This is a genomic window from Lentzea sp. DG1S-22, assembly GCF_036321065.1.
Lineage (GTDB): Bacteria > Actinomycetota > Actinomycetes > Mycobacteriales > Pseudonocardiaceae > Lentzea > Lentzea jiangxiensis.
Genome location: NZ_CP143276.1, coordinates 2,528,817 through 2,555,115 on the forward strand (window position 1 = coordinate 2,528,817; position 26,299 = coordinate 2,555,115).

A 26,299-nucleotide genomic window follows, 5' to 3' on the forward strand; every position below is an offset into this window, starting at 1 on the left:
AGTTCCGCGGTGCGAGCCAGGTCACCGGTTTTCACACTGTTCACCGGAGGTAACCCATCTGCGTGAAGCCAGACGAACGGGGAGGCCACGCCTTGGCAGACGCGAACTCCGCCGGCGGGTGGCACGTCATGGAGCTGGCGAGCACCGCACCCGACACGGCGAAAATCCGGCGATGGGCTCAGTCGATCCTCTCGAACGTGCGCGAGGACGACGTTCTCGACGTGCTGCTCGTGATCACCGAGCTCGCGTCCAACATCTTCGACCACGCGCGGCTGCCGGCACGGCTGAAGCTCCACAGGTCCGACGAGCCCTGCACCGTCAGCATCGTCGCCGAGGACGCCTCACCTGTTCCTCCGCAGCTGCAGCCGTCGCGGCCCGACTCGGTGCGCGGCCGCGGCCTGGTGATCGTGAACCGGCTGGCCAAGCAGTGGGGCGTGGCTCAGCGCAACGCCGGGAAGGCCGTGTGGGCCGTCATCCCGTGCGCGGCGGCGACCTAGGGAGCCGAAGACCGTCACGGCCCCGAGACGCGCCGGCGACCACCCCGTCGTGGTCATCCGCCCGCGATGCCCAACCCCGCGCTGGAGTTCCCCGGCCTCGCGGTCCTCGTCGAGACCGACGACCACGCGGCGCAGCGGCGGACCCCGTTCGCCTGCCGCTGACGCTCACCGAGCTGGACGGCACGCTCCCCTGTTCGGCAGCGTGCCGGAGGCGGTCTCGTCACCGCGAGCGGCAGGACCGGAGGCCGTGACATCACCGCTGCTCGACCGCTAGCCGCACCGCGCGGTCCCGTCCTCCGGGCACCTCACCACGGCGAACACGGTCTTGCCCCCGGCGGCCGACCGGGTGCCCCACTCGCGGGCGAGGTTGTCGACGACCACGATCCCCCGCCCCCGCAGGTCCCCCAGCCGCGACCGCCCGCGCACCGGCAGGACCGGCGACCCGTCGTCGACCTCGACCGTGACCTCGCACCGGGTCGCGTGCCTCAGGACGCGGAGGCGGCCGAAGCCCGACGCGTGGTCGAGGACGTTGCACACCAGCTCGGTCACGACCAGGAGGACGTCGTAGACGTGGTCCCCGCCCAGGTCCGCGAGGGCGGAGGTGAGCTGACCGCGCAGCTCGGCCATCGCGATGGTCGGCTCGACGGGCGAGTCGAGCACCAGCGACTTCGAGTCTTCGTCAACGGTCTTCACCAGGCGCCTCCGCGAAGGCATGAACACGACCTGCGCTCTCCGGATCAGGAGACGTCCAGGATCCCACGGATGTTGCTCCGACACGGACACCGCACCGAAATCGGGCACGACCGGTCGTGACTTCGGGCTACCGCGAAAGCTCGTGGCTGCGCTCAGTCACGCATAACTGCCGATAACGGACAATCTCCACACCTGACCGCGTCCACTACCGTCGCGGCGCCTTCGCGTTGAGGATGCGCGTCTGCTCACGCAGCACCTCGATCGTGTTCGCCACCCAGTCGGCGATCACGGCCTGCTCGGCGGGCGAGTAGCGCTCGGCCAGCTCGGCCATCGCCTTGCCCAGGCCCGCGAAGGCGTCCCCGAACGCGCCGGGGACGGCGGTGATCACCAACCGGCGGCGGTCCTCCGGGTCGGGCATCCGGGAGGCGAGCCCCGCCCGCACGAGCCGGTCGACCACCCCCGTGACGGCTCCCGGCGTCAGACCGATCTCCTTGGCCAGCTCTCCCGCCGACACCGATCCCGCCCCGGCGATCACCGCGAGCGCACGCTGGTCGACCGCCGTGACCCCGAGGCTGGCGCCGACCGCCTCGTGGAACGCCACCACGGCGGTGCTCAGTGCGCGTCCGGCGTCTCGATCTCCCACACCCGCCACTTTACCCCAGCAAACATTTCAGTATGCTGAACTAAATTGTTGAGCGGACTGAAGCATTGGGGGATCATGAGCGAGTTGAAGCTGGCGCTCGAGGTGCCGAGGTGGACCTGGCACTGCTACACCCGCCACCTGGCACCGGTGGTGGCGTTGTCCGCGGTGGCCTCGGTCCAGCGGCTGGTGGTCGTGAACTGGACGGGGGAGATCGACCCCGCACTCGCGACGGCCTCGGAGTTCGTGGTGCTGGCGGCACGTCTCGCCCTGGTGGTGCTCGTGTGGCGCATCGCGATGGCCGGCCGGACGTTGCGCTGGGGCGCCGCGCGGGCCTTCGTGCGGCGGCACTGGCGCAGCCTGCTGTGGCAGGTCGCCTTCCTGAGCGCGGCGTTCGCCGTGTTCGAGGTCCTCGCCGAGCACGTGGTGTCCGGCCTGCTGCCGGAATCGGCGAGGCAGACCTACCTCGCCGTGCTGCTGTTCCTCAAGAACCCGACGGTGGTCGCGCTGACCCTCTTCTGGTGGATCGGCGTCATCCGGCAGGTGTTCGAGGCGCGTCCTGCACGACCGCAGGAGACCTTCCCCTCAGCCGGGGCGCTCGGGCGTTAGCCGTGCGGGGCGCACGGGTAGCCGGTGGCGTCGAGAACCGAGCTGGAGGAGAGCGATGAGCGACACGACCACCATCGACCGGCTGCGCACGGTGCTGGGCGACGTGACCTACCCCGCCGACAAGGGGCAGCTCGTCGACCACGCTTCCCGCAACAACGCCGACGAGGACACCGTGCACGCGCTGCACTCCGTTCCGGACCGGGTGTACGGATCGTTCGACGAGGTCCTGGACGTGGTCGCCGTCGACCAGAGCCGCGAGGCCTGAGTTCTCGCCGCTCTCGTCGTGCAGGGCGGGCCGACTGCCCATACGGTCGAGGCAGGCGTGAAGAACCACCACGAGATCGGCGCCGGAGCACCTCCGGCGCCGATCTCGTCACCTCGAAGCAGATGTCCGGCGCACCGGGCGCGAGCCGGCCGCGTGGCCGTCGCGGCGGTGGAGCACGCCCTGGGCATCCGGGCGTCGGACGGCCGCGGGCCGGACAGGGAGCACCGATGAAGGATCGCAAGGCGGTGCGGATCCCCGCGCCCGCGGGACGGCCGCGGCTGGACGGCGACGTGCCGGTCGTCGCGGTCGTGGGCGGCGGCATCGCCGGGCTGTCGGCGGCCACGCTCCTCGCGGAACGCGGTGCCCGGGTCGTGCTGTACGAGCGCGAGACCTACCTCGGTGGCCGCGTCGGCGGGTGGCAGACGCAGCTCGCGGACGGCAGCGACGTCACGATGACCCGCGGCTTCCACGCGTTCTTCCGGCAGTACTACAACCTGCGGTCCCTGCTGAGGCGGGTCGACCCGGACGGCCGTGCGCTCACCGCGATGCCGGACTACCCGTTGTGGCACGCGCGGGGTGCCCGCGACTCGTTCGCCGGCATTCCGACGACGGCGCCCTGGAACGTGCTGGCGTTCCTGCGGCGCAGCCCGACGTTCCGCTGGCGCGACCTCCCGGAGATGAACCCCGAGGCGGCCCTGAAGCTGCTGGACGTGTCGGTTCCCGGGGTCTACGACGAGCTCGACGGTCTCAACGCGGCCGAGTACCTCGAACGCGTGCGGTTCCCGGAAGCGGCGCACGCGCTCGCGTTCGAGGTGTTCTCGCGCAGCTTCTTCGCGCACCCGCGCGACATGTCGGCCGCCGAGCTCGCGGTGATGTTCCACATCTACTTCCTCGGCTCGAACGAAGGGCTGCTCTTCGACGTCGCCGCGGACCCGTTCCCGCACGGCCTGTGGGACCCGCTGGGGCACCGCCTCACCGAGCTGGGCGCCGACGTCCGCACCGGCGTGGACGTGCATTCGGTCGTACGCGGTGGGAACAGGCGCTTCGCCGTGACCACGGAGGACGGCGTGCTCGACGCCGACGCCGTGGTGCTGGCCGCCGACGTGAACGGACTGCGCGCGATCGTGCGGTCCTCCCCCGGTCTGGGCGACGCGGGCTGGCGGGCGAAGGTGGACGGGCTGCGCACGGCTCCCCCGTTCCTGGTGTCGCGGTACTGGCTGGACCGCCCGGTCGACCGTCCCGGCTTCATCGGCACGAGCGGCTACGACCTGCTCGACAACGTGAGCGTGCTCGACAACTACGAGCACGAGGCGCGGGCCTGGGCGGCACGCACCGGCGGCTCGGTCGTGGAGCTGCACGGCTACGCCATTCCGTCCGATGTGGACGAGGACGAGGCGAAGAAGCGGCTGTGGGACCAGCTGACCGAGGTCTACCCGGAGACCAGGGGCGCCACCGCGGTCGACGAGCGGCACGAGTGGCGGTCGGACTGCCCGCTGTTCCCCGCCGGTGGCTACGAGGACAGGCCCCGGGTCGGCACGCCGGACGACTTCCTCGTGCTGGCGGGCGATCTGGTGCGCATCGACCTGCCCGTGGCGTTGATGGAACGCGCGGCCACGACCGGGTTCGCCGCGGCGAACCGGCTTCTCGGCCGGTGGGGCGTGACCGGAACGGACCTCTGGTCGGTGCCCCTCGAAGGTCGCGTGCCCCTGCTGCGCGCCGCGGCCCGCCGGCGGAGGCCGGCGTGAACCTCGGTGCTCCGGGCGTCGCCGTCCGCAGGCCCGGCGGTGGGGTGCGCGTACTCGCGGCGGTGGCGTGGATCTGCGGTGCGCTCGTCGTGCTGGCGCAGATCGTCTACTCCAGGACCGAGCCGGACGAGCGGCTCTTCACGACGGTGGCGTCGGTGAGCGCCTTCGCGGTGGCGTCGGTCTGCGACGCGCTGGCCCGCTTCGGCCCGCGCGCGGCGGTGCTGCTGGTGGCGGTCGCCGGAGGCGGTGGCCTGCTGGCCGAGACGATCGGCGTGCACACGGGCTTCCCGTTCGGCGACTACCGCTACACGGGCACGCTGGGCCTGGAGGTCGCCGGGGTTCCGGTGGTCGTGGCCCTGGCCTGGGTGATGATGAGCTGGCCCGCGTTGCTCGTCGGCCGCGCGCTCGCGGGCCGGGCGCGGGTGGCCGCCCCGTCCTGGTTGGTCGTCGGGATCGGCGCGTGGGCGCTGGCGTCGTGGGACGTGTTCCTCGACCCGCAGATGGTCGACGCGGGCCACTGGGAGTGGGCCGACCCCAGCCCGGCACTGCCCGGTGTGGACGGCATCCCCCTCACGAACTACGCCGGCTGGCTGCTCGTCTCCGTGCTGATGATGACGGCGCTGCACCGCGGCGTCGGCCGGCCGCGCGTCACGAGGGAACTGGACCTGCGGGTGGGACCGGCGCCCGTGCTGTACCTGTGGACCTACGGTTCGTCGGTGTGGGCCCACGCGGCCTTCTTCGGCCGTCCGGTGGTGTCCCTGGTCGCCGGTCTGCTCATGGGACTGGTGGCGGTGCCCTTCGCCGTGTCGCTGTGGCGGGCTCATCGGTGAAGCGGTTCCTCGGTGCGGCGGTGCGCGGTGCCGCCGTCGGTTCTGTTGTGGCAGCGGCACACGCGCTGGTGAACGCGCGGTTGATGAGGGTCCCGGCCGCGGATCCGCCGCAGTGCCGCGAGGCGGTGTCGGTCTTGGTACCCGCGCGCGACGAGGCGCACCGGATCGCGCCGACCGTCGAGTCGCTGCTGGCCCAGCGCGGTGTTCCCCACCTGGAGATCATCGTGCTGGACGACGGCTCGGCCGACGGCACCGCCGACGAGGTGCGCCGGGCCGCGGGTGGTGACGAACGGCTGCGCGTCGTCACGGGAAGCGCGCCACCGGACGGGATGCCGGGCAAGCCCCACGCCTGCGCCCAGCTCGCCGGCCTGGCACGCGGTCGGGTGCTGGTGTTCGTCGACGCCGATGTCGTGCTCGCGCCCCACGCGATCGCCTCCGCTGTCGCGCTGTTGCGCGAGAACGACCTCGACGTGGTGTCCCCGTTCCCGCGTCAGCTCGCGGACGGCGCCGGAGCGCGCCTCGTCCAGCCGTTGCTGCAGTGGTCGTGGCTGGTCTTCCTGCCGTTGCGGCTGGCGGAGCGCTCGCCCCGGCCGTCGCTGTCGGCGGCGAACGGGCAGTTCCTGGTCGTGGACACCGCCGCGTACCACCGCAGCGGAGGCTTCGAGGGCATCGCCACGGCGGTGCTCGACGACATCGCGCTGATGCGGGCGGTCAAGCGCAGCGGTGGCCGCGGTGTGGTCGTCGACGGCAGCACGGTGGCGGTCTGCCGGATGTACGAGGACTGGGCCGAGGTCCGGGACGGGTACGAGAAGTCGCTGTGGTCGGCCACCGGCAGCCCGGCGGGGGCGGTGGCGCTGTCGCTCGTCCTGGCGTGGCTCTACGTCCTGCCGCCGGTCGCCGCTCTCGCGGGATCGCGGGCCGGTGCCGTCGGCTACGCGGCCGGGGTGGTCACGAGGGTCGTGACGGCACGGCACACCGGCGCACGCGTGTGGCCCGACGCCCTGGCCCACCCGGTGTCGGTGGGCGTGCTGCTGTCGCTCGTCGCGCGGTCGTGGCGGGCCCGGCGGGCGGGACGGTTGCGGTGGAAGGGTCGATCGTTGCGGGAGAGCAGCTGAGATGGCACGGGTAGCGGTGATCGGCGCCGGCATGGGGGGCTTGGCGGCGGCCGCGCGCCTCGCGACGTCCGGGCACGAGGTGACCGTGTTCGAACAGGCCGCGAGCCACGGCGGCAAGCTGGGGACGGTGCGGCGCGACGGGTTCACCTTCGACACCGGGCCATCGTTGCTGACGCTGCCCCACGTCTACCGCGACCTGTTCGCGGCCACGGGCGCGCCGCTCGACGACGTCGTGGAGATCGTGCCGGTGGAGCCGACCTGCCGGTACCGCTTCCCGGACGGCTCCGAGCTCGACATGCCGCACGCCGAGGAGGACGTGGAGGCCGCGCTGAGCGACGCGATCGGCCCCGAAGCCGCCCGGCAGTGGCGTGCGGTGCTCGCCGACGCCGACCGGTTGTGGGACCTCGTCGGCGAACCGGTGCTGCAGAACCCGCTGGGCGGGGTGCGGGACCTGGTGCGCCGCTCGGCGAGCGTGCGCGACCTGATGGCGATCGCGCCGTGGCGCACGATGCGCGGCGTGGGGGAACGAAGGCTGACCGACCCGCGGCTGCGCATGCTCCTCGACCGCTACGCCACCTACAGCGGTTCCGACCCGCGCCGCACGCCCGCGCTGATGACGGTGGTCCCGTTCATCGAGCAGCGCTTCGGCGGCTGGTACGTGCGCGGCGGGCTGCGCCGGCTCGGCGACGCCCTGTTCGACCGCTGCGCCGAGCTGGGCGTGCGCTTCCGCTTCGGCGCGGCGGTCACGGCCGTCGAGTCCGGCAGCGGCGGGGTCACCGGGGTGCGCCTGCGGGACGGCGAACGGCACGCCGCCGACGTCGTGGTGTCCGATGTGGACGCCGAACACCTCTACGGCGAGCTGCTCACCGACCGGCGTTCGCGCCGTCCACGCCGGACTCTGCGCAAGACCCAGCCGTCGCTGTCCGGGTTCGTGCTCCTGCTCGCGTTGCGGGGCAGGACGCCGGACCCCGCGCACCACCGCGTGCTGTTCCCCGCCGACTACGACGACGAGTTCGACTCCATCTTCGGACGCCACCCGCGGCCGGTGCCGGACCCGACGGTCTACGTGTGCGCGCCGGACGACCCGGCCATCGCGCCTCCGGGCGACGAGGCGTGGTTCGTGCTGGTCAACGCACCACGACAGGGCGACGTCGACTGGACGGCACCGGGACTGGCCGACTCCTACGCCGACCGCGTCCTGGCGGTGATGGCCGACCGGGGGCTGGACGTGCGGGACCGGGTGCGCTGGAGGGAGATCCGCACACCGGCGGACTGGGCTCGCGACACGGGTTCGGTGGGCGGCTCGATCTACGGCTCGTCGTCCAACGGGCCCCGCGCGGCCCTGCTCAGGCCCGCCAACCGCTCCCCCGTGCCCGGCCTGTTCCTCGTCGGCGGCTCGGCGCACCCCGGCGGCGGGCTGCCGCTCGTGGCGATGTCAGCGGGGATCGTCGCCGGCCTGGTCGGGCCGGCCTGACGCGAACGGCCCCGTCCACGGCCGGTCGGCGAGCTCCCGCCGGATGCCGGCCGCGAGCTGGCCGAACCCGGCGACGGCGCACCCGGCCCACACGAGAGCGGACACGGCGGCCCAGCTCCAGCCGGTGACCGGGGTGCCGCCGGGCGCCAGACCCGTTCCCGCGCAGGCGATCGCGACCACGATCACCCTGATCGGACGTTCCGCCACCGTGATCACGCCCGCCGACGCCATGCCGACGGCCTGGGCCTTGGCCCGCGCGTACTCGTGCAGCAGCACCGAAGCACCGATGGCGGCGCACCACCACGCCTCGGCGCCGAGCACCAGCAACACCAGCACCAGGGACAGGTCCGCCAGCCGGTCCGCGACCGCGTCCACCACGGCACCCAGCGGCCGCACCCGCCCGGTGCGCAGGGCGACCGCACCGTCCAGGCCGTCGAGCAGGCCGGTGGCCACCACCAGCACCAGCGCCAGCAGCGCCCAGCGCCCACCCGCACCGGCGACGGCGACCGCGCCCGCCGCGACCACCACCCCCGCCGCCGACAGCACGTCCGGGTGCACGCGGTCCAGCGGCCGGGCGAGCGAGTGCACGAGCCTGAGCCAGCCGACGACGAGCCTGCTGCCGGACACGTCCTCACCGTGGAGCCGGGACCAGCCGGCGACGGGGTTCTCACCGGTCACCACACCACCGTAGGCGCAGGGGTGACCCGGCGCAGGTTCGGGTACTTCCCGATCATGCATGTACTCCGCGCCGTGGCGGCGGCCACCTCGAGCGCGCTGCGCGGGCGCGACCTCCTGCTGTGGGCGGCCGGACTGACGTTCTTCTCCGCGCTCGGCCTGGTGCCGCTGCTGCTGCTCGCCCTGCGCGGGGTGGCGCTGCTGTTCGGCCAGGACCTCGTGGTCGACGGCGCGCGGGCGCTCGGCGGCGCGCTGCCCGCGGCGCACGACCCCACCGGCGTCCTCGTCGGGCTGGCGGAGGCGGCCACGACCGCGTCCTGGCCGCTGCTCGCCGCGTCGCTCTTCCCCGCCTCCCTCTACGGCGAGGGACTGCGCCGGGCGCTCGTGCAGGCAGCCGGTGAGCACGTGACCAAGTGGACCGGGTGGGCGGGGCGGATCGCGTTCCTCCCGGTGCTCCTCCTCGCGCCCCTGCTGGTCGCGCTCCCCCTGGCGTTCGCGTCGGTGGTCGGTCCGCTCTACGAGGCCGGTGGCTGGTCCAGCGTGCTGGGTGTAGTGCTGTCGTTCCACCTCGACATGGTCCCGATCTGCGCGACGGTGGCCCTGGTGTTCGCGTTCGTCGGGCCGGTCGCCCTGCCGGTCAGGACGGTCCTGGCGGCGGGCGTCGGTCTCGGCGCGGTGCTCACCGGCTTCCTGCACGGTTTCGCGGTGTTCCTCGCGATCCCCGTCGACTGGGCGATCCCGTACGGCGGCCTGGCGGTCCCCGGCGGGGTCGCGGCGCTCGGGCTGTGGCTGTTCCTGCTCCACGGGCTGCTGGTGTTCGGGTACCGGATCACGCTCAGCACCCACGACGTCCTCACGGCTTCCGGAACTGAGTCGAGCGCCGGACCTGCTCTGTAGCGCACCTCGCGATCGTGCCGACTTCGTTCAGCGACGACCGAACGAGGGCGGGACGTGACCGGACCGGATCCGCGGGACGAACAGGCGCAGATCCACAACCGCGCGCGGGCGGGCCCGGAACCGTCTTCCAGGCCGGGCACGTCCACGGCAACGCGCACGTGGGGAACTCGCGCACGACGACAATCAGCCTGCCCGCCTTCGGCGTGGTCATCGGGGTGGTGCTGACGCTCGTCGCCGGGTTCGCGGTCTGGAAGCTCACCGGCAGCGGCGAGACCACCACGCCGCCGGTGACCACGACCCGGGACGCCGCGGCGAGCCCGCCACGTCCGGTCGTGACCAGCTCCCCTGCCGAGCAGCCCGCCGGCGGGTCCCGCGCCAGGGAGGTGCGGCTGGCGCGCAAGGCCGGTGCGGACGTCGACGCCGACGGGCCGGTGGTCCAGCGCACCGACGGCAACACCCGCGCGACCGACCTGTACCTGACCGGGATCAACCTGCTGCAGGCCAGCGGGAACGGGCTCTTCGAGGACCGCGGCCAGGAGAAGGACGCTCAAGCCCGGTGCATCGAAACCGTTGCCACAGCGCAGGAAACGCCTGTCATCCCCGCGGCGGCCGGGCTGCAGTACTGCTTCGTCACCTCCGAAGGACGACTCGCGTGGCTGCGGGTGCGGAGCGCGAACCTCGCGACCCTCGACTCGTCCGCCTATCTGGCGGTCATGGTCCGCGTGTGGTGACCACGACGGCTGTCCGGCGGTCAGCCGACCCGCGTGAAGACCACCCCGAGCGAGTCGACCTCATTGCCCGCCCGGCCGTGGAAACCGGCGATCTGCCAGCCGTCCGGCGCGGTGTAGGTGGCCGAGGTCGACGTCGTACCACCGCCCGCCACGGTGCGACCGGCGCTCGTGGTGAAGGCGGCGCGGAAGATCCTCGTACGCCCGTCGCGCTGTCCGGAGTGGAGGGTGACCGACTTGAGGTGCTCCCCTTCGGCCAACGCCAGCTCCTGGAGCGTTCCACCGCTGCCGCCGTGGCTGAACGCCGAGCCGTCGGCGAACGTGAGACCCACCTGGTCCACGCGCGAGCCGGAGCGGAGACCGAGCTTCGTGACGCGGTGCGCCGGCGGAACCGAGGGCACGTCGGTGAAAGCCGTTCCGTGCGGGCCGCCGAAGGTGTCGCTGAGCGAGAGCGCGGGGTTGAGCGTCCACCGGAAGCCGGCCGCGATCGGGTAGTGGTCGGACAGCATCTTGTCGTCGGCGGTGCGGAAGGCCGCGTTCTCGTTGGCGTAGCGGGTGAGTTCGAGGGTGATGTACCTGTTGCCGCGGAAGAGGATCTTGTCGACCACCTCGCACGCGTCGGTGACGTTCCGGTCGTCGCACACCAGCGCGGGATCGCCCGCCGCGGGCGGCGTGCCACCGCGTTCCTCCTGCACCCAGGCGTCGGTGAGGCCGTTGGCGGACACGAGTTCGCGGATGTTGTCACCGGCGCGGGTGTAGCGGGTGTTCGTGTCCCCCGCGATGACGACGGCGTTGCCCGCCGAGTGGGCGGTGACGAACCGGGAGAGCTCGCTGATGTTGTCGCGGCGGGCGGCGAGGTCGGCCTCGGTGCTGCCGGCGTTCGAGTGCACGTTGTAGAAGTCGACGAACACGCCCTCCGCCAGGCGGATCCGCGACCACGTGAACCCCTTGGGGGTCAGGCAGTCCGTGCCGTTGCAACGGTCCCACCGGTCGCGGGTGAAGTCCGAGTACGCGTGGTCGGACAGGGTGTTGAGACCGTCGCCGAACGGAACCCCGCCACTGGTGGGCGTGCGGTGCGGGTGGGTGTTGTTGGTGTAGAGGGACGCGTGGTAGTTGAAGTCCTCCTGCACCTGCACGACGTCGTAGGGCCGGATCCGCTGGCCGATGATCGGCGTGTTCACCCTCGGGTTGCCGCTGGACAGCCCCTCCGGCAACCCGGCGATGTTGTAGCTCAGCACCGAGAACGTGCCGCTCGCCGGCGGTGCCGCCACCGCCTGCGGCACCGTGCTCGCGATCAACAGGCCCACCGCGGCTACCGCCCACCTGGCCACTCGCATCGCAGAACTCCTGACTCGGTCGGAGGAGGACGTGGCGAGGCTAGGACAACACGAGAAAGTTTCGGATCTCGTGGAGATGACAACACCGTGTCCACACCGTCACAACACCGGGAACACGCTCCGGCGCGCACGCAAAGGGTGGGACCCCGCCGGAACACAAGCCCGGCGAGGCCCCACCCAGGGGTGGATCAGGCGACGGTCAGGAGCACCTGCGCCCGTCGTTCACGCACTTCACGATCTTCGCCATCGTCTGGTCGGAGTTGACGTTCGCGAAGTCGTTGTGGTCGGAGAACGGGTTGTGCTCCTCCTCCGGGAACGCGTCGAGCTGGTACTGCCCCTTCTGCTGGATGTCGCGCGAGATGTTGTAGGAGATGCTGATCCGCAGCTGCGGGATGGCCTTGAAGCCCTGCGGGCAGGCACCGGTCTGCTTGTCGGCGAACCGGACGTGGTCGCGGTGGTTGGCGCTGTCCGCGTTCTGACCGTCCCAGCAGCCGGCGAAGTCGTGCACGCGCATGACCTTGCTGCCGTTCGGGCAGATCACGTACTTGTCGGACAGCCGGTCCTCGAACCCGCTGCAGGTCCACGTGGCGCGGGCGTTGGCGGGGCCGCGGCTCGTCGGCTTGGCGTCACCGGTGACCATCTTGAGGAACTTCGGCATGGCCGTGACCTTGCTGGTCGCGTTGCCGCGGTACTCGATCTTCACCTCGGCCGGCCGGACGATCTTGCCGTTGTTGCCGACGAGCTCCAGGTTCTTGCCGGTGGGCGCGGCCAGGGGCGGCGGGGCGACCGTCGTGGTGGTGGCACCACCGTTGTTGCCGCCGTTGTTGTTGCCGCCGTTGTTCCCGTTGCCGTTGTTGCCGCCGTTGTTGTTCTCGCCGCCCTCGTCACCCTCGTTGAGGCCGCACTTGGCGAGCTTGTCCAGGCCCTGCGGCTTCTCGGCGTTGCGGCCGATCGCGATGGCGATCCGGTCGATCGTCGCGACGCGCTTGTCCTTCAGCGGCCCGAGGATCGCGTTGTCGATGAAGTTCGGTCCGCCCTGGCCCTTGGTGGTCACCAGGCGCTGGTTGGCCTCGGCGATCTGCTTGTCCAGCTGGTCCAGGTTGCCGTCCACCTCGTCGAGGGCCTGGTCCGGCACACCGGGAAGTGCTTCGCGCACCGACGGGCACTTGATCGTCGGGGTCGCGGCGTCCTGCTCGGCGCCGTTCTGCCCCGCGGTGTTCTGCTCGTTGCCGTTCTTCTGGTCGGCGTTGCTCTCGGCGGTCTGCTCGGGCTGCTGCTGGAGAACGCCCTCACCGGCGAACTTGCGCGGCTTCGAGTGGGTGCCGTGGCCGCCGCCACCGTGGTTGCCGTGGCCCCAGCGCAGGTCGCAGTCGGCGAGCGGGGTCAGGTTCGGCTTGCGCCCGGCCCGGCTCATCGCGGTCGCGATGCGGTCGAGCGTGGCGGCCCGCTTGGCGCGCAACGGACCCAGGACGGTGTTGTTGACGAAGTTCGGGTCGGCGGGGTTCTGCGCCTTCGACACCCGGTCGTTGGCTTCCCTGAGCTGCTGGGCGAGCTGCTGGAGGTTCTTGACGACCTCGTCCCGCACCCGTTGCGGCACAGCGGGAAGCCGGTCCGCGACACCGGGGCACGCGACCTCGCCAGGCCCGTTGTCCTTGATCTTGTCCGGGTTGGAGCCGACCGACTGCGGGTTGGCCTTGGGGTTGATGCGCACGACCGGCCAGAAGTAGGACGAGCGGTCGCCGTTGCGGCAGGTCGTCTCCGAGTCGACCAGGCTCTCGTCCGTGGACTCGGCGCTGATCGACAGGTTGCCCACGAAGTCGTGGACGTGCTGGGCGCCGTGCTTCAGGCCCGGCTGGGCGACCGGGTTGTCAGCGCTGAACTTGCCGTTCTCGTTGGTGCCGCAGTCGACCCTGAAGACGCCGGAGGCGCCGTTCTTGCCGACCTTCGGCTCCACGACGTTCTTGCTCACCTGCTCAATGGGCACGAACGCACTCACCGGCGCGGGCTCACCGTTCTTGGCGGCGAGCGCCACGGTGGCGGTGCCGGCAGCGACAACGGCCACCGCCGACAACGAAGCGATCAGGCGGAACTTCCGCCTGTCGGTCACGCGGTGCGTCATTCGTCCTCCTCGTTCATGCGGCGCATGACCGGGGATACGTACGGGATGGCACATCGGCTCAAACTTGATGTTCCATTCGCACCGGATCGACCGTGACGGCCCTCGCCCGTCGCCGCCGCGGCCGTCCCTCCACCGCACGTGCAGACCCCCCAGGCCGACATCGCGCCACCCTCATTCGGTGTCGCGCTGAGCCGTTCGTGTCCGCCTGTCACGCATCTCCCGGCGTCGACGATCACCTCCAGTAGGCGACGGGTGGAGGACCGTGATGGTGGCAGGCGTTCTGATCGGGCACGGGTCGTACGACGGACCGGAGACGGTGGTGGTGCCGAACGGGCTGACGGTGCACTTCTTCGTCGACGAGGGGACGTCGATGACGATCGTCAACCTCCTGGCGTTGCTGCAGCCCGACAACCCCAGGATCCCGATGCACTTCGCGATGTCCGGCAAGTCGGTGCCCAACTACCGGTACACGCCGTTCAAGGAGCACGAACGGCGGGCGATCACCGCGCTCAACCGGTACCCGGGACCGGCGATCGTCGTCGGGTCCGCGGAGACGCCGGACACCCTGAGGCTGTGCGCGAACCCCGGGGGCTGCCCGCCGCAGGGCCCGCACACGTGCGCCGGCGTGTTCGGACGCGCCGCGAGGGCCGGCTGGAGCTACCTGCTGGTGTTCTCGTGCCGCATCGACGTGCGGCGCAACCTCCCGCCGACCTTGGACCTGATGAAGCCGCACGGCGTACGGGACCGGTCGGTGCACCAAGCGCTCGTCGACTGGGTGCAGAGGTTCGTCGGCCTGGGCAGGGCCGAGCAGGACGACCTGTGGAACGACCTGCACCCGGACGAGAAGCTCCGGCTGGTCGCCTCGGACGACGAGGTGCGCGAGTGGGACGACTGCCGGGCGCTGCGAGCGGCGATGGCCGCGGCGAAGGATCCCGCCGCGGCCGCGGCCGACGCGCCGGACGCCGTCAAGATCCGCCTGATCCGCGACTACCCGCGGCACCGCGCGGCGGTCCGGGCCGGGCTGCGCCGCGATCCGGCCGACGCGCAGGACATCGCGGAGTTCCTGCCGCTGTCGTTCGACGGCAGGGTCGGCCGGTGGCTCGACCTCACGGTGCCCGAGCAGGCGCGGTGGATGGCCGACGAGGAGGTCACGCACTGGGCGGCCGGCTTCAACGCGTGCGAGCTGTTCAGCTACGGCCTGCGGGGCGAGAACCTCCTCGGGCTGTTGCGCGGACTGGAACCACCGGCCCTGGCGGTGGCCGAGATGGAGCCGGAACTGACCACGTACCTCACCCTCAACTCGATGCGCGTGTGACGAAGCCCGGATCCTGCCGACCCCGGCGCGTCGAGGTGCGCGGTTCCGCGCACCTCGACGCGCCGCCGGAGTGGCCGATCACCTCGTGCGAGCGGCAGGAGTCCGGGCCGTGCCCGCGAACAGCGTGCGGCAGGTGATCAGGCGGCTCGACGCGGGCTCCCTCAGATCCGGCCGGCGCCGGCGCCGGCCGTGACGGAGGCCTTGACCGTGCCGGAGGCGTCCGCCGTGTAGCGGTACGGGATGGCGGCGACGGTGCCGTCGGCCTCGCACGGCCCGGAGCCGGTGAGCGAGTTGTCGCGCGCGACCAGGCGGCCGGGGCCGGAGTCCGCGTAGCCGCTCTTGGACCAGCACGCCTGCCGCACGTTCTCGAACACGTTGCCCTCGACGAGGAGGCCCGCGTCCATCACCGACGCGATGGCGTAGGAGTCGGCGTTGTTGTCGATGTTCGAGTAGTAGTTGTTGAAGACGTGGACGGTCTCGCCGAAGCGCACCCGCGGGCTGCGTTCGAAGGTCCGGTCGAACCAGTTGTGGTGGTAGGTCACGCGCAGGTGGCCGCGGTCCTCGCCGCCGTTGCCGTCGGAGTGGCCGACCAGCGAGGTCTTCCAGTGGTTGCGGACGACGTTCCACGACACGGTGATGTAGTCGGCGCCGTGCGTGATGTCGAGCATGCCGTCGTAGTGATCGGGGTCGTTCTCGATCGTGCTCGACATCGTGTTGTGGTCGATCCAGACGTGCGAGGCGTTCTCGATCTGGATCGCGTCGTTGCCGCGCACGCCGCGGATGTTCATGTTCTGGATGATCACGTTGGCGGGCTTGGCGTCCTCGATGTTCAGGGTGGTCCCGGAGATGCCCGAGCCGGCGCCGACGCCGCGGATGGTCTTGTGCGGAGCGATCTCCACGGTGCCGGAGCCGCTCAGCGACCCGTTCACGAGGATCGTCTTCGCGCCCGAGGACTGCGCTTGGGCCTTGAAGTCGGCGAACGTGCTTACGGTGACCGTGGTGCCTCCCGCACCGCCGGTGGTGCCGCCCGCCTGCGAAGCCCAGCCGACGGGACCTCCCGGCGGCGGAGGCGTGGTGCCACCGGCCTCGAAGTCGAGGTGGTCGATGTTCGCGAGGCCGCCCGAGGTGGTCGGGTTCAGCCGGATCGTGTTGGTGCCCGCGGCGACCTGGACGCTCAGCGTCTTGGTGACCCAGGTCGACCACGCGCCGGTGCCCTCGAACGACGCGGTCTGCGCGGTGGTCCCGTTCACGACGACGTCAGCGGGTCGCGCGGTGGTGGTGCCGTTGGCGAACCGGATGCCCAGCGTCGCCGTGCCCGCCGCCGCGGCGGTCACCTGGAACTGGGCGTGGCCGCTCGTGGAGTTGGTGCCGTTGCAGAACCCGCTGCCGGTGAAGCCGGCCCAGTTCGAGTCGATCGCCCCCGAGCAGACCGCGGGCGAGGTCTCCGCCTCGTACCGGACCGGCGCGGCCGCCGCGGTCGAGGACGACACCGCGGCCAGTGCGCCCGGGAAAAGGACGGCGCAGACGACCAGAGATTTTAGGCGCATGGGAATTCTCCGTGGATCTACTCGTCGGAAGACAGGGTTTGACGTGATCCGTGAGCGCTCACCTGCACGCTAACGGCAGCCGCGAGAAAAACGCAATGCACTACACCGGGATGCCGGAGGAGTTCATGGTGGTGAACCCAGGAATAGCTCGTTTCGTTCACGAGTGTGACCAGCGGATATTCTCCGCCTCACGGCGTTGATCGATTCGATGGCCGGTGACCTGGCCATTCGATTCGTTCGACTTAGGCAATCGACTACACTCGCGGAATTCCACCGTTGACCCGGCGCCGAGAACGCTCTTAGCATCCGACGGAACCCGCCGCGCATCCGACCGGGCAACCTTTCTCAACGTTGAGTGGAGTCTCCATGGGCATTTCGCAACAGCCCGCGCACCCGGCGCGACAACGACGCGTCCGCGCCGGGCTGGTGTCGGGCGGTGCCGTCGTCGCGCTGGTCACCGCGCTCGCGGCGTGGCCCGGCGCGGCGGCGACCGCGAACGCGGCGGGCACCTACGTCCTGAAGAACGCCGGCAGCGGCCTGTGCCTCGACGCGGGGGCGAGCCCGGCGAGCGGGACGCAGCTGCGGCAGCAGGCGTGCGCCGGTCAGGAGTGGGTCCTGACCGACGTGAGCGGCGGTGTCCGGATTACCGCGGGCGGCCTGTGCGTCGGCGTGCGCGACGCGTCGACCAGCGCGGGCAAGCCGGTCCAGCTCGAGACGTGCAGCGGTGCGACGAGCCAGGTGTGGGCGCTGACGCCGAACGGCACCGGCCACCGCCTCGTCAACGCCAACGGCGGCAAGTGCGTGAACGTCAAGGACAACTCGACAGCAGCGGGTGCGTTGGCGCAGACCAACTCCTGCGACGGCGCCGCCACCAAGCAGTGGACGCTCACCCCGGCGGGTGGACCGACCAGCACCACCACGACCACCACCACGACGACCACCGGTCCGACGACCACCACGACCAGCACGCCCCCGGCCGACGCCCTGTACGTGTCGCCGACGGGTCGCGACAGCGCCTCGGGCACGATCTCCGACCCGACCACGCTGACGGCAGCACTCCCCCGCGTCGCCGCGGGCGGCACGATCTTCCTGCGCGGCGGCACCTACAGCTTCTCGCAGACGGTGACGATCCCGCCCACCAACAGCGGGACGGCGGGCGCCCGCAAGAAGCTGGCGGCCTACCAGGGCGAGACGCCGGTGCTGAACTTCTCCGCGCAGGCCGAGGACCCGGCCAACCGGGGCCTGGTCGTGAACGGCTCGTACTGGCACGTGTTCGGCGTCGTCGTGGAACGTGCCGGGGACAACGGCATCTTCGTCGGCGGCAGCCACAACATCTTCGAGCGCACGATCACCCGGTTCAACCGCGACACCGGCCTGCAGCTGTCCCGCATGCTCTCCACGACTCCCGAAGACCAGTGGCCGTCCCACAACCTCGTCCTGAGCGCGGAGTCGCACGACAACGCCGACTCCGACGGCGAGGACGCCGACGGGTTCGCCGCCAAGCTGACCTCCGGGCCCGGCAACGTGTTCCGCTACGCCGTGGCGCACAACAACATCGACGACGGCTGGGACCTCTACACCAAGTCGGACACCGGCCCGATCGGCGCCGTCACCATCGAGGACTCGCTGGCCTACGAGAACGGCACCCTGAGCAACGGCGGCCAGGCCGGCAACGGTGACCGCAACGGCTTCAAGCTCGGCGGCGAGGACATCGGCGTCAACCACACGGTCCGGCGCACGATCGCCTACGACAACGGCAAGCACGGCTTCACCTACAACCGCAACCCCGGCTCCATGACGGTGTCGAGCAACCTCAGCATCGACAACGGCGAGCGCAACTACACCTTCGACGCGGGCAGCTCCGTGTTCCGCTCCAACACCTCCTGCCGCAGCGGCAGCGGGAGCAACGACAAGGTCGTCGGCAACGCCGACTCCACCAACCAGTTCTGGAGCGGCACCAACGGCTCGCGGTGCTCCGGCTACTCCGGAGCCCTCGGCTGGTCGTTCGCCTCCGACGGCAGGCTCGTCGTCACCCTCGGCGGCAAGCCCATCGTCCTCTGACCCCGCCGCCACCCGTCCGGGCCGGGCCGACGCGTCAGCCGCGCCGGCCCGGCCCGGACCGCGTTCCCCGTGCAGAGGTGGAACCGGGTCGATCGCGGTGGAGAACAGCGTGGCGTGGGCAACGGCTGTCGGCCTTCTCTTGGCCCGCGAGCGGTGCCCGTGTCGGCGCGCTTGGACTGACGACCTCCCTCCGCGCGAATCGTCGAACCGTCGTCGAACATCGTCGAAACACACTGCTTGTTATCGCTAACTCGATCTTCAACGGATTCTCACCATTGCGTTGCGGAACAGGCTTAGTTCATAGTGTTAGCGTTCACCTTCCGGAGCCTCTCAATGGTGCTAGGAGCCGGTTCATGCGCATCCCCCTGCCGCGCGCTGCCCGTTCGTCCAGGAAACGCCTGGTGGTCGCTGTCGCTGCTGCCCTGACCACGACGGCGGCCGTCGTCACCGCTCCCGCGGCGCCGGCCGCCGGGCCGGTACCGCACTACCTGATGACCGCGTTCACGAACAGCAGCGAGTCGAACATGTACGTCTACGACTCGGCGAACGCGGCGAGCTTCACCCAGGTCAGGGCGAACGCCTACACCCCGCCGTCGGGCCTGATCCGCGATCCCAGCGTCATCAGGCACACCGACGGCTACTACTACATCGTCTACACGACGAACTGGACCGGCGACACGATCGGTTTCGCGCGCAGCGCGGACTACGTGACGTGGACGTTCCTGCGCAACGTCCGGGTCGGACTCAACGGGTCCACCGGCAGCACGTGGGCACCGGAGTGGTTCAAGGACTCCGACGGCAGCGTGCACGTGGTCTTCTCCGCGTCCACGGCCGGGACGGCGGGGCAGTTCCGGCCCTACCGGATCACCGCGACCAACGGCGACCTGTCGGCGTGGAGCAGCCCGGTCGCGCTCGGCATCCCGGCCAACTACATCGACAGCTTCCTGGTGAAGGTGGGCGGGACGTACCACAACTTCCTCAAGAACGAGACGACGAAGTACATCGAGCACGCCACCGCCACGTCGCTGAACGGGCCGTGGACGTTCGTCGGCACCGGCAACTGGGCGGGCTGGGGCTCCGGTCTCGAAGGACCCGCGCTCGTGCGGCTCCCGGACGGTCGCTGGCGGATCTACTTCGACCAGTACGGCCAGCGGCGGTACTTCTACGCCGACAGCACGAACCTCACGAGCTTCGGCGCCAAGGTGGAGCTCACCGGGTTGTCCGGCGTCGCACGGCATTTCACGGTGCTGCGGGAGGACTCCGGTGACGGCACGGCGGTGGCGACGGGCGCCCGGTCGTTGCGCTCGGTCAACGTTCCCGACCGCTACGTCCGGCACCGCGACAACCTCGGCTACGTCGAGCCGGTGAGCTCGTCCAGCACGCTCCCTGCCCGCCAGGACGCGACGTTCACCGTCGTGCCCGGGCTGGCCAACACGAACTGCCACTCGCTGCGGTCGGTGAACTTCCCGGACCGCTACCTGCGGCACTACGACTTCCGGGTCCGGCTGGACGTCAACACCGGAGACGCGGTGTTCGCCCGCGACGCCACGTTCTGCGGCAGGGCAGGGCTGGCGGGCGGCGGCAGCACGTCGTTCGAGTCGTACTCCCACCCCGGCCGCTACCTGCGCCACCGCGACTACGAACTGCGCGTCGACTGGCGCACCTCCGACTCGGCGTTCGCCGGTGACGCGTCCTTCGCCGTCACCGCGCCACTGGCCTGAAAGGACAGTCGATGAAGACGGTTCTCCTCCGCCTGGCGGTGCTGGTTCTCGCCACCGTGACCTGCGTGGCCGGGATGCCCGTGCCGCAGGCGGGTGCGGCGCCCGCCGTGCGCTACACCAACCCGATCGCGGAACGCCGCGCCGACCCGCACGTCTTCAAGCACACCGACGGCTTCTACTACTTCACCGCGACCGTCCCGGAGTACGACCGGATCGTGCTGCGCCGCGCGAGCACGATCCAGGGTCTCGCCTCGGCGGCGGAGACGGTGATCTGGCGCAAGCACTCCAGCGGTGAGATGGCCGCGCACATCTGGGCGCCGGAGATCCACTTCATCAACGGGAAGTGGTACGTCTACTTCGCCGCGGGCCGCAGCGACGACATCTGGCGCATCCGGATGTACGTGCTGGAGAGCTCGAGCGCCAACCCTCTGACCGGGTCCTGGACCGAGCGAGGCCGCATCACGACACCGTGGGACACCTTCTCGCTGGACGCGTCCACGTTCGTCCACAACGGTGTGCGGTACCTGACCTGGGCACAGCAGGAACCGGGCATCTCCACGAACTCCAACCTCTACCTCGCCCGCATGGGCACGAGCCCGTGGACGATCACCGGCGCGGTGACGCGGCTGACGGTGCCGACGCTCGCGTGGGAGACCCGCGGGTACAAGGTGGCGGAGGGGCCGTCCGTGCTGCAGCGCAACGGGAGGATCTTCCTCACCTACTCGGCCAGCGCCACCGACGCGAACTACTGCCTCGGCCTGCTGACCGCGTCGGCGTCCGCCGACCTGCTCAACCCGGCGTCGTGGAGCAAGAGCCCCAACCCGGTGTTCGCCACCAACGAGGCGACGGGCCAGTACGGGCCGGGACACAACTCGTTCACGGTGTCCGAGGACGGCGCGAGCGACGTCATGGTCTACCACGACCGCAACTACCGGGACATCAGCGGCGACCCGCTCAACGACCCGAACCGCCGCACCCGCGTGCAGAAGGTCTACTACCGGGCCGACGGGACACCGGACTTCGGCATCCCGGTCCCCGACGGCGCCACCCCGGTGCGGCTGCGGTCCTACGCCGCCCCCGACCGGTTCGTGCGCCACTGGGAGTACCGCGCCCGCGTCGAGGCGAACGTGGCCCCGCTGGCCGACTCGCAGTTCAAGCTCGTCACGGGGCTGGCAGGCTCCGGCTCGGTGTCGCTCGAGTCGACGAACTTCCCCGGCTACTACCTGCGGCACCGCAACAACGAGCTGTGGGTGGAGCGCGGCGACGGCAGCGCGTTGTTCCGCAACGACGCCAGCTTCTCCCAGCGCGCGGGACTCGCGGCGGGCTCGGCGGTGTCGTTCGAGTCGGTGAACTTCCCGGGCCGCTACCTCCGCACCACGTCCGGCCTGCTCACCCTGCAGACCGCGACCGACGCCCAGGGCAGAACGGACGCCACGTTCGTCCTGGAGTGACCGCGACACCCCGCCGCCGCGACAACCCCGTCCAGGAGATCGAGGTGTCTCATGGCCGTCCTGAGGAGAACCGCACTGGTCGTGACGGTGGTCCTGACCGCCGCCGTCACGACGGCACCGCCCGCGGCCGCGTACCCCCTGCCCGGCCGCGTGACCGGCGACATCAGCGTCCACGACCCGAGCGCGGTCAAGCGCCCCGGCGGGGGCTACCTCGTGGCGCACACCGGCCACGGCGTCGCGCTCAAGACGTCCACCGACCGGATCGCCTTCCGCAACGCGGGATCGGCGTTCCCCGGTGGCGCGTCGTGGACCACCCCGTACACAGGCGGCGACCGCAACCTCTGGGCGCCGGACCTGACCTACCGCGACGGCCGGTACTGGCTCTACTACTCGGCCTCGACGTTCGGCTCGAACCGGTCGGCGATCTTCCTCGCCACCAGTCCGAGCGGTGACTCCGGCACGTGGACCCACCGCGGGCTGGTCGTCGAGTCGCGGACGTCCGACGACTTCAACGCCATCGACCCCGACCTCGTCGTGGACGACCAGGGTCGCTGGTGGCTGAGCTTCGGCTCGTTCTGGTCCGGCGTCAAGATGGTCGCGCTGAACCCGGCCACGGGTCTGCGGTCCGACTCGGTGGTCCGCCCGCTCGCCGGCAGGAACGGCGGCCCGGTCGAGGCGCCGACCATCGTCAAGCGCGGCGCCTACTACTACCTGTTCGTCTCGTTCGACTACTGCTGCCGCGGCGCGTCCAGCACGTACCGGGTGATGGCGGGCCGTTCCAGCAGCGTCACCGGTCCGTACGTCGACCGCGGCGGCACCGCGCTGACGTCCGGCGGCGGCACGGAGGTCCTCGCCGGGCAGGGCAGCGTCCACGGTCCGGGACACCAGGACGTCTTCGGCGACGTCGACAGCGACGTCCTCGTCTACCACCACTACACCGACTCCGGTGCGTCGCGGCTCGGCATCAACCTGCTGGCCTTCGACTCAGCGGGCTGGCCGTACCTGCGATGAGGAGAAGACCTTGACCTCCACCACCAGCCGATGGCGCAGCGCCACCGTCCTGGTCGCGCTGCTGGGCGGTATGACCGCCGCGGTGCCTCCCGTGGCGTCCGCCGCCGTCGTCGACACCAACGCCTCCTACGCGTTGGTCAACCGCAACAGCGGCAAGGCGCTGGACGTCTACGAGCTGTCCACTGCGGACGGTTCCCGGATCTCGCAGTACACGCGGAACGACGGGGTCTGGCAGCAGTGGCAGTTCGTCGACTCCGGCGGCGGCTTCTACCGGGTGAAGTCGAGGCACAGCGGCAAGGTCCTCGACTTCCCGTCGACCGCGGACCGGGCAGGGCTCGTGCAGACCACCGACGCCGGCCGCACCGGCCAGCAGTTCCGGCTGGCCGACTCCGCCGACGGGCACGTCCGCCTGATCAGCCGGGCGAGCGGCAAGGCCGTCGACGTCCTCGACTTCTCGTCAGCCAACGCCGCCCAGCTGATCCAGTGGCCCGACACCGGCGGCACGAACCAGCAGTGGCGGCTCGTGAAGATCGGCGCCCCGGGCAACTTCACGAACCCGGTCAAGGGCAGCGGCCCCGACCCGTGGCTGCAGTTCCACAACGGCTACTACTACCTGGCCACCACGACGTGGAACTCGACGATCACGATGCGCCGGTCCCGCACGCTGGCCGGTCTGTCGAGCGCGGCGGACACCGTGGTGTTCTCGCTGTCCGGGCGGCCCAACGGGTGCTGCAACATGTGGGCACCGGAGTTCCACCTGCTGAACGGCCGCTGGTACCTCTACTACGTGGCCGGGCAGAACGTGCCGGACTACAACCCCACCCAGCGCCTGCACGTGCTGGAGAGCGCGGGCTCCGACCCGATGGGCCCGTACGCGTTCAAGGCCGACCTCGGGAACACCTGGGAGCTGGACCCGAGCATCTTGCAGCACAACGGGAAGCTGTACCTGATGGGCAGCGCGATGGACGGAACGCAAAGCCTGACCATCACCCCGATGTCCACCCCGTACACGATCAGCGGCGCGCGCCGCACGATCTCCCAGCCCACGCTGGCGTGGGAGCGGCAGACCGCGGCGGTCAACGAGGGCGCGGAGCCGTTGTACCGGGGCGGCCGCACCATGATCGTGTACTCGGCCAGCGCCTGCTGGGGCCCCGACTACAAGCTCGGGCTGCTCACCCTCACCGGCACCGACCCGCTCAACCGCGCGCACTGGACCAAGTCGCCGAACCCGGTGTTCCAGCGCAACGACGAGCACGGCGTCTTCGGGCCGGGCCACAACGGGTTCTTCAAGTCCCCCGACGGCACCGAGGACTGGATCGTCTACCACGGCAACACCAGCGCTTCGGCCGGCTGCGGCATGGAGCGCTCGACCCGGGCGCAGAAGTTCACCTGGAACGCCGACGGCACACCGAACTTCGGCACACCGGTCCCGCTCGGCGTCCAGCTCCCCGCCCCCTCGGGTGAGCCCGCCTGACGTCTCGAACCGCCGCCGCCCCCGAGAAAGGAGTTCTCATGGTTCCCACCGGATGGCGCGTCGGCGCCGTCGTGGCCGCGGCGGCGGTGCTCGGCGGGCTCGCCCCCGCCGCCACCGCCCAGCCGCAGGTCCTGGCGTGCGGCGACCGGACGTTCAACGCCGAGGCGGTGCTGAACGGCGGCACCTGGACCTCCCGCAACGGCAGCCGGACCGTCTACACCGGCACCGACATGCGGGCCGCGGTCCAGGCCGCCCTCGACAGCCTCACCTCGGGACGCACGTCGAAGCAGTGGGTCCTGGTGCGCGGCAGCGGATCGATCAGCGCCGGCTCCCGGATCTCGTTGCCCAGCTACACCGGCATCGACGTCTGCGGGACGATCAACGTCACCGGTTCGGGCACCGGTGACCAGGCACCGATCTACTCCCGGGGCACCCGCGACGTCGAGGTGCGCCACCTCAGCGTCACCGGCCGCCCGCTGTACGGGATCTTCCTGCGCAACGTCGACAACGTCGTGCTCGGCCAGATCGACCTGCGCCTGTCCGGCGGCCTCGGCGTGCGCATCGACAACCGCGGCAACACCGGCGTGCGCAGCCGCAACATCAGGATCGACACCGTGTACGCGTCCGGCGCGAGCAGCCACGCCGTGGAGACCTACGGCGTGGACGGCCTGACGATCGGCACCGTCACCGCCCGCAACGTGGGTGAGTCCGGGCTGTTGCTCAACGACACCATCAACGCCTCCGTCGGCACGGTCGACGCGGAGAACGCGGGCGCGGGCACCGGCTACGCCGCGTTCCGCACCGCCAACCGCAACGGCCGCATCGGCACCTCCTACCCGACGAACATCCGGGTGGGCACGGTCCGGGCGCGCGGTGGTGGCCGCGGCGTGTTCTGCGTGTCGGAGAGCGGTGGCCTCACCATCGACCGGATCGACCTCGCCAACACCGGCAACAACGCCGTGCTGATCGAGAACTGCACCAACGTGGTGCTCGCGGCGCAGAGCGGGACGGTGAGCGGCGGCGGCGAGATCCGGCTCGCCGCGCGGTCGGAGTTCCCGAACAACCGGGACATCACCGTCCAGAACCTGACGGTGACGAACTCGGCGGTGCGGGAGAGTCCTTGCGGCACGAACACGACGTTCCGCAACCTCACGCTGAACAACAGCACTTCGAACGTGTGCGCCTGACGTTCGGACCGGACGGTGGCCTGCCCGGGAACGGGTGGGCCGCCGTCGCGGCCGAGGCCTGGTGACGCGACCGGGCTCATCGAGCCCGTTGAGCGCGTACGTCGGAGTACTCCGCGCGCGCTTCGCGCCGTTCAAGGCGACGCACCACGCCATCACCGGTCACGCCGTGCGGATCGACGGTGACACCGCGAGGATCTACGCGCACGTCCGCGCCGCGTCGGGCTGACCGCGGTCCGCCAGGAGAACCAGCCGCGGAACCTCGTACCCTCTGAGGGGTAGGCGAACAAGGAGAACGACCAGATGCCGCGGATCAAAGCCGCCTCCATCGAGGAACACCACGAGATGGTGTGGGCCGACCTCACCGAGGCGTTGCGGCACCTGCTGCTCGAACGCGACTACGACTCGATCACCCTCGGCCACATCGCGGCGCGGGCCGGGCTCGCGCGCAACACCCTCTACAACTACGCCCGCGACAAGCGAACGCTGGTGCTGGAGCTCGCCCGCCGGGTCAGCCGTCCGCTGGTGCAACGGGTGACGTCGATCGCCGGACGCACCGCGGAGCCGGCAGCGGACCGGCTGCGGGAGATCGTCGAGGTGGTCCTGTCGGCGTCCACCGACCAGGCCATGGGCCCGCTGTTCCTCCCGAACTCGAGCCCGCTGGTCGCCGATCTCCCGGCCGGAGCGGAGAACCCGTTCACCGCTCTCGTCGTCGAGGTGCGCAACGTCGTCCGGGACGGCCTCGACGCCGGTGAGTTCCACGGCGTCGACGACGTGGAGCTCACCGTGGAGCTGCTGTCGGGCGCGATGCGTTCCGGCACCGAACGCGTCGCTCGCGACCCGGCCGCGCTGGCCGCCACGGTCCGTGCGGCACAACACATCGTGCTCGCGTCGCTCACCCGCGGCTGAGG

General features: G+C 71.0%; 24 protein-coding genes. 18 read left to right on the plus strand and 6 right to left on the minus strand.

Translation table 11 applies throughout. From position 1 onward, the window contains the following. Nucleotides 1–92: 92 nt before the first annotated feature. Nucleotides 93–497, plus strand: a complete 405-nt coding sequence (locus tag V1227_RS10955) for an ATP-binding protein (protein WP_329792400.1) — start codon at nt 93–95, stop codon at nt 495–497. Between the two features lie 270 nt (nt 498–767). Here the strand turns inward: V1227_RS10955 and V1227_RS10960 are convergent, their stop codons facing one another. Both V1227_RS10960 and V1227_RS10965 read right to left on the minus strand, forming a co-directional pair. Beyond that, the gene (locus V1227_RS10960) at nt 768–1,190 is read right to left on the minus strand and encodes an ATP-binding protein (RefSeq protein WP_329792401.1); all 423 of its coding nucleotides are present in this window, start codon (nt 1,188–1,190) and stop codon (nt 768–770) included. Nucleotides 1,191–1,395: 205 nt separating this feature from the next. Next, nucleotides 1,396–1,833 carry a MarR family winged helix-turn-helix transcriptional regulator gene (locus V1227_RS10965; protein WP_329792402.1) on the minus strand — a complete coding sequence of 146 codons (438 nt, stop codon included), beginning with the start codon at nt 1,831–1,833 and terminating at the stop codon, nt 1,396–1,398. A gap of 75 nt (nt 1,834–1,908) precedes the next feature. On the opposite strand from V1227_RS10965, the gene V1227_RS10970 reads away from it, so the two are divergent. The 6 genes from V1227_RS10970 to V1227_RS10995 all read left to right on the plus strand — a co-directional run bounded on the left by V1227_RS10970 (nt 1,909) and on the right by V1227_RS10995 (nt 7,868). Continuing rightward, nucleotides 1,909–2,439, plus strand: coding sequence for a hypothetical protein (locus V1227_RS10970; protein ID WP_329792403.1), 531 nt, complete (start codon nt 1,909–1,911; stop codon nt 2,437–2,439). 55 nt (nt 2,440–2,494) lie between these two features. After that, entirely contained in the window at nt 2,495–2,704 is a 210-nt protein-coding gene (locus tag V1227_RS10975; RefSeq protein ID WP_236219434.1) for a DUF2795 domain-containing protein, read from the plus strand. Nucleotides 2,705–2,931: 227 nt separating this feature from the next. Beyond that, nucleotides 2,932–4,449, plus strand: coding sequence for an NAD(P)/FAD-dependent oxidoreductase (locus V1227_RS10980; RefSeq protein WP_329792404.1), 1,518 nt, complete (start codon nt 2,932–2,934; stop codon nt 4,447–4,449). After that, nucleotides 4,446–5,279, plus strand: coding sequence for a carotenoid biosynthesis protein (locus V1227_RS10985; RefSeq protein ID WP_329792405.1), 834 nt, complete (start codon nt 4,446–4,448; stop codon nt 5,277–5,279). Before V1227_RS10980 ends, V1227_RS10985 begins: the two co-directional genes overlap by 4 nt. After that, nucleotides 5,276–6,394, plus strand: coding sequence for a glycosyltransferase (locus tag V1227_RS10990; RefSeq protein ID WP_329792406.1), 1,119 nt, complete (start codon nt 5,276–5,278; stop codon nt 6,392–6,394). The genes V1227_RS10985 and V1227_RS10990 overlap by 4 nt, the downstream gene beginning before the upstream one ends. A 1-nt stretch (nt 6,395) precedes the next feature. Beyond that, nucleotides 6,396–7,868, plus strand: coding sequence for a phytoene desaturase family protein (locus V1227_RS10995; protein WP_329792407.1), 1,473 nt, complete (start codon nt 6,396–6,398; stop codon nt 7,866–7,868). Here V1227_RS10995 and V1227_RS11000 read toward each other — a convergent pair. Next, nucleotides 7,830–8,546 (minus strand): CDP-alcohol phosphatidyltransferase family protein, encoded by a 717-nt coding sequence (locus V1227_RS11000; RefSeq protein ID WP_329792408.1) that lies wholly within the window; start codon nt 8,544–8,546, stop codon nt 7,830–7,832. The genes V1227_RS10995 and V1227_RS11000 overlap by 39 nt on opposite strands. 21 nt (nt 8,547–8,567) lie before the next feature. Here V1227_RS11000 and V1227_RS11005 point away from each other — a divergent pair, with 21 nt between their 5' ends. Then, entirely contained in the window at nt 8,568–9,440 is an 873-nt protein-coding gene (locus V1227_RS11005; RefSeq protein WP_329792409.1) for a YhjD/YihY/BrkB family envelope integrity protein, read from the plus strand. A 158-nt stretch (nt 9,441–9,598) separates the two neighbouring features. Next, entirely contained in the window at nt 9,599–10,171 is a 573-nt protein-coding gene (locus tag V1227_RS11010; RefSeq protein WP_329792410.1) for a hypothetical protein, read from the plus strand. 20 nt (nt 10,172–10,191) lie between these two features. Here the strand turns inward: V1227_RS11010 and V1227_RS11015 are convergent, their stop codons facing one another. Further along, the gene (locus V1227_RS11015; protein ID WP_329792411.1) at nt 10,192–11,505 is read right to left on the minus strand and encodes a jacalin-like lectin; all 1,314 of its coding nucleotides are present in this window, start codon (nt 11,503–11,505) and stop codon (nt 10,192–10,194) included. Nucleotides 11,506–11,704: 199 nt separating this feature from the next. Then, complete coding sequence (locus tag V1227_RS11020) at nt 11,705–13,624, minus strand: DUF1996 domain-containing protein (protein ID WP_329792412.1); 1,920 nt, start codon at nt 13,622–13,624, stop codon at nt 11,705–11,707. A 268-nt stretch (nt 13,625–13,892) separates the two neighbouring features. Between V1227_RS11020 and V1227_RS11025 the strand changes: the two genes are divergently transcribed. Then, nucleotides 13,893–14,939, plus strand: a complete 1,047-nt coding sequence (locus tag V1227_RS11025; RefSeq protein ID WP_329792413.1) for a putative adhesin — start codon at nt 13,893–13,895, stop codon at nt 14,937–14,939. A gap of 161 nt (nt 14,940–15,100) precedes the next feature. On the opposite strand, the gene V1227_RS11030 is transcribed toward V1227_RS11025, so the two are convergent. Then, nucleotides 15,101–16,486 (minus strand): pectate lyase family protein, encoded by a 1,386-nt coding sequence (locus V1227_RS11030; RefSeq protein WP_329792414.1) that lies wholly within the window; start codon nt 16,484–16,486, stop codon nt 15,101–15,103. Between the two features lie 366 nt (nt 16,487–16,852). Here V1227_RS11030 and V1227_RS11035 point away from each other — a divergent pair, with 366 nt between their 5' ends. The 8 genes from V1227_RS11035 (at nt 16,853) to V1227_RS11070 (ending at nt 26,297) form a co-directional block, all read left to right on the plus strand. Next, nucleotides 16,853–18,547 (plus strand): RICIN domain-containing protein, encoded by a 1,695-nt coding sequence (locus V1227_RS11035; protein WP_329792415.1) that lies wholly within the window; start codon nt 16,853–16,855, stop codon nt 18,545–18,547. 353 nt (nt 18,548–18,900) lie between these two features. Next, nucleotides 18,901–20,268, plus strand: coding sequence for a glycoside hydrolase family 43 protein (locus V1227_RS11040; protein WP_329792416.1), 1,368 nt, complete (start codon nt 18,901–18,903; stop codon nt 20,266–20,268). Nucleotides 20,269–20,279: 11 nt separating this feature from the next. Beyond that, nucleotides 20,280–21,719, plus strand: coding sequence for a family 43 glycosylhydrolase (locus tag V1227_RS11045; protein ID WP_329792417.1), 1,440 nt, complete (start codon nt 20,280–20,282; stop codon nt 21,717–21,719). Between the two features lie 51 nt (nt 21,720–21,770). Continuing rightward, complete coding sequence (locus V1227_RS11050; RefSeq protein WP_329792418.1) at nt 21,771–22,730, plus strand: arabinan endo-1,5-alpha-L-arabinosidase; 960 nt, start codon at nt 21,771–21,773, stop codon at nt 22,728–22,730. A 10-nt stretch (nt 22,731–22,740) separates the two neighbouring features. Then, on the plus strand, nt 22,741–24,204 hold the full coding sequence (locus V1227_RS11055; RefSeq protein ID WP_329792419.1) for a family 43 glycosylhydrolase: 1,464 nt from the start codon (nt 22,741–22,743) through the stop codon (nt 24,202–24,204). 38 nt (nt 24,205–24,242) lie between these two features. Then, entirely contained in the window at nt 24,243–25,391 is a 1,149-nt protein-coding gene (locus tag V1227_RS11060; protein ID WP_329792420.1) for a hypothetical protein, read from the plus strand. 61 nt (nt 25,392–25,452) lie between these two features. After that, a complete protein-coding gene (locus V1227_RS11065) occupies nt 25,453–25,617 on the plus strand; it encodes a nuclear transport factor 2 family protein (RefSeq protein ID WP_442916484.1) in 165 nt (54 codons plus the stop codon). Nucleotides 25,618–25,691: 74 nt separating this feature from the next. Beyond that, nucleotides 25,692–26,297 carry a TetR/AcrR family transcriptional regulator gene (locus V1227_RS11070; RefSeq protein WP_329792422.1) on the plus strand — a complete coding sequence of 202 codons (606 nt, stop codon included), beginning with the start codon at nt 25,692–25,694 and terminating at the stop codon, nt 26,295–26,297. Nucleotides 26,298–26,299 lie beyond the last annotated feature (2 nt).

Coding starts and splice junctions, on each gene's coding strand:
- V1227_RS10970 (WP_329792403.1), top strand. CDS start 1,909: ATGAGCGAGTTGAAGCTGGCGCTCGAGGTGCCGAGGTGGACCTGGCAC.
- V1227_RS10975 (WP_236219434.1), top strand. CDS start 2,495: ATGAGCGACACGACCACCATCGACCGGCTGCGCACGGTGCTGGGCGAC.
- V1227_RS10980 (WP_329792404.1), top strand. CDS start 2,932: ATGAAGGATCGCAAGGCGGTGCGGATCCCCGCGCCCGCGGGACGGCCG.
- V1227_RS10995 (WP_329792407.1), top strand. CDS start 6,396: ATGGCACGGGTAGCGGTGATCGGCGCCGGCATGGGGGGCTTGGCGGCG.
- V1227_RS11015 (WP_329792411.1), bottom strand. CDS start 11,505: ATGCGAGTGGCCAGGTGGGCGGTAGCCGCGGTGGGCCTGTTGATCGCG.
- V1227_RS11020 (WP_329792412.1), bottom strand. CDS start 13,624: ATGACGCACCGCGTGACCGACAGGCGGAAGTTCCGCCTGATCGCTTCG.
- V1227_RS11030 (WP_329792414.1), bottom strand. CDS start 16,486: ATGCGCCTAAAATCTCTGGTCGTCTGCGCCGTCCTTTTCCCGGGCGCA.
- V1227_RS11035 (WP_329792415.1), top strand. CDS start 16,853: ATGGGCATTTCGCAACAGCCCGCGCACCCGGCGCGACAACGACGCGTC.
- V1227_RS11040 (WP_329792416.1), top strand. CDS start 18,901: ATGCGCATCCCCCTGCCGCGCGCTGCCCGTTCGTCCAGGAAACGCCTG.
- V1227_RS11045 (WP_329792417.1), top strand. CDS start 20,280: ATGAAGACGGTTCTCCTCCGCCTGGCGGTGCTGGTTCTCGCCACCGTG.
- V1227_RS11050 (WP_329792418.1), top strand. CDS start 21,771: ATGGCCGTCCTGAGGAGAACCGCACTGGTCGTGACGGTGGTCCTGACC.
- V1227_RS11060 (WP_329792420.1), top strand. CDS start 24,243: ATGGTTCCCACCGGATGGCGCGTCGGCGCCGTCGTGGCCGCGGCGGCG.
- V1227_RS11070 (WP_329792422.1), top strand. CDS start 25,692: ATGCCGCGGATCAAAGCCGCCTCCATCGAGGAACACCACGAGATGGTG.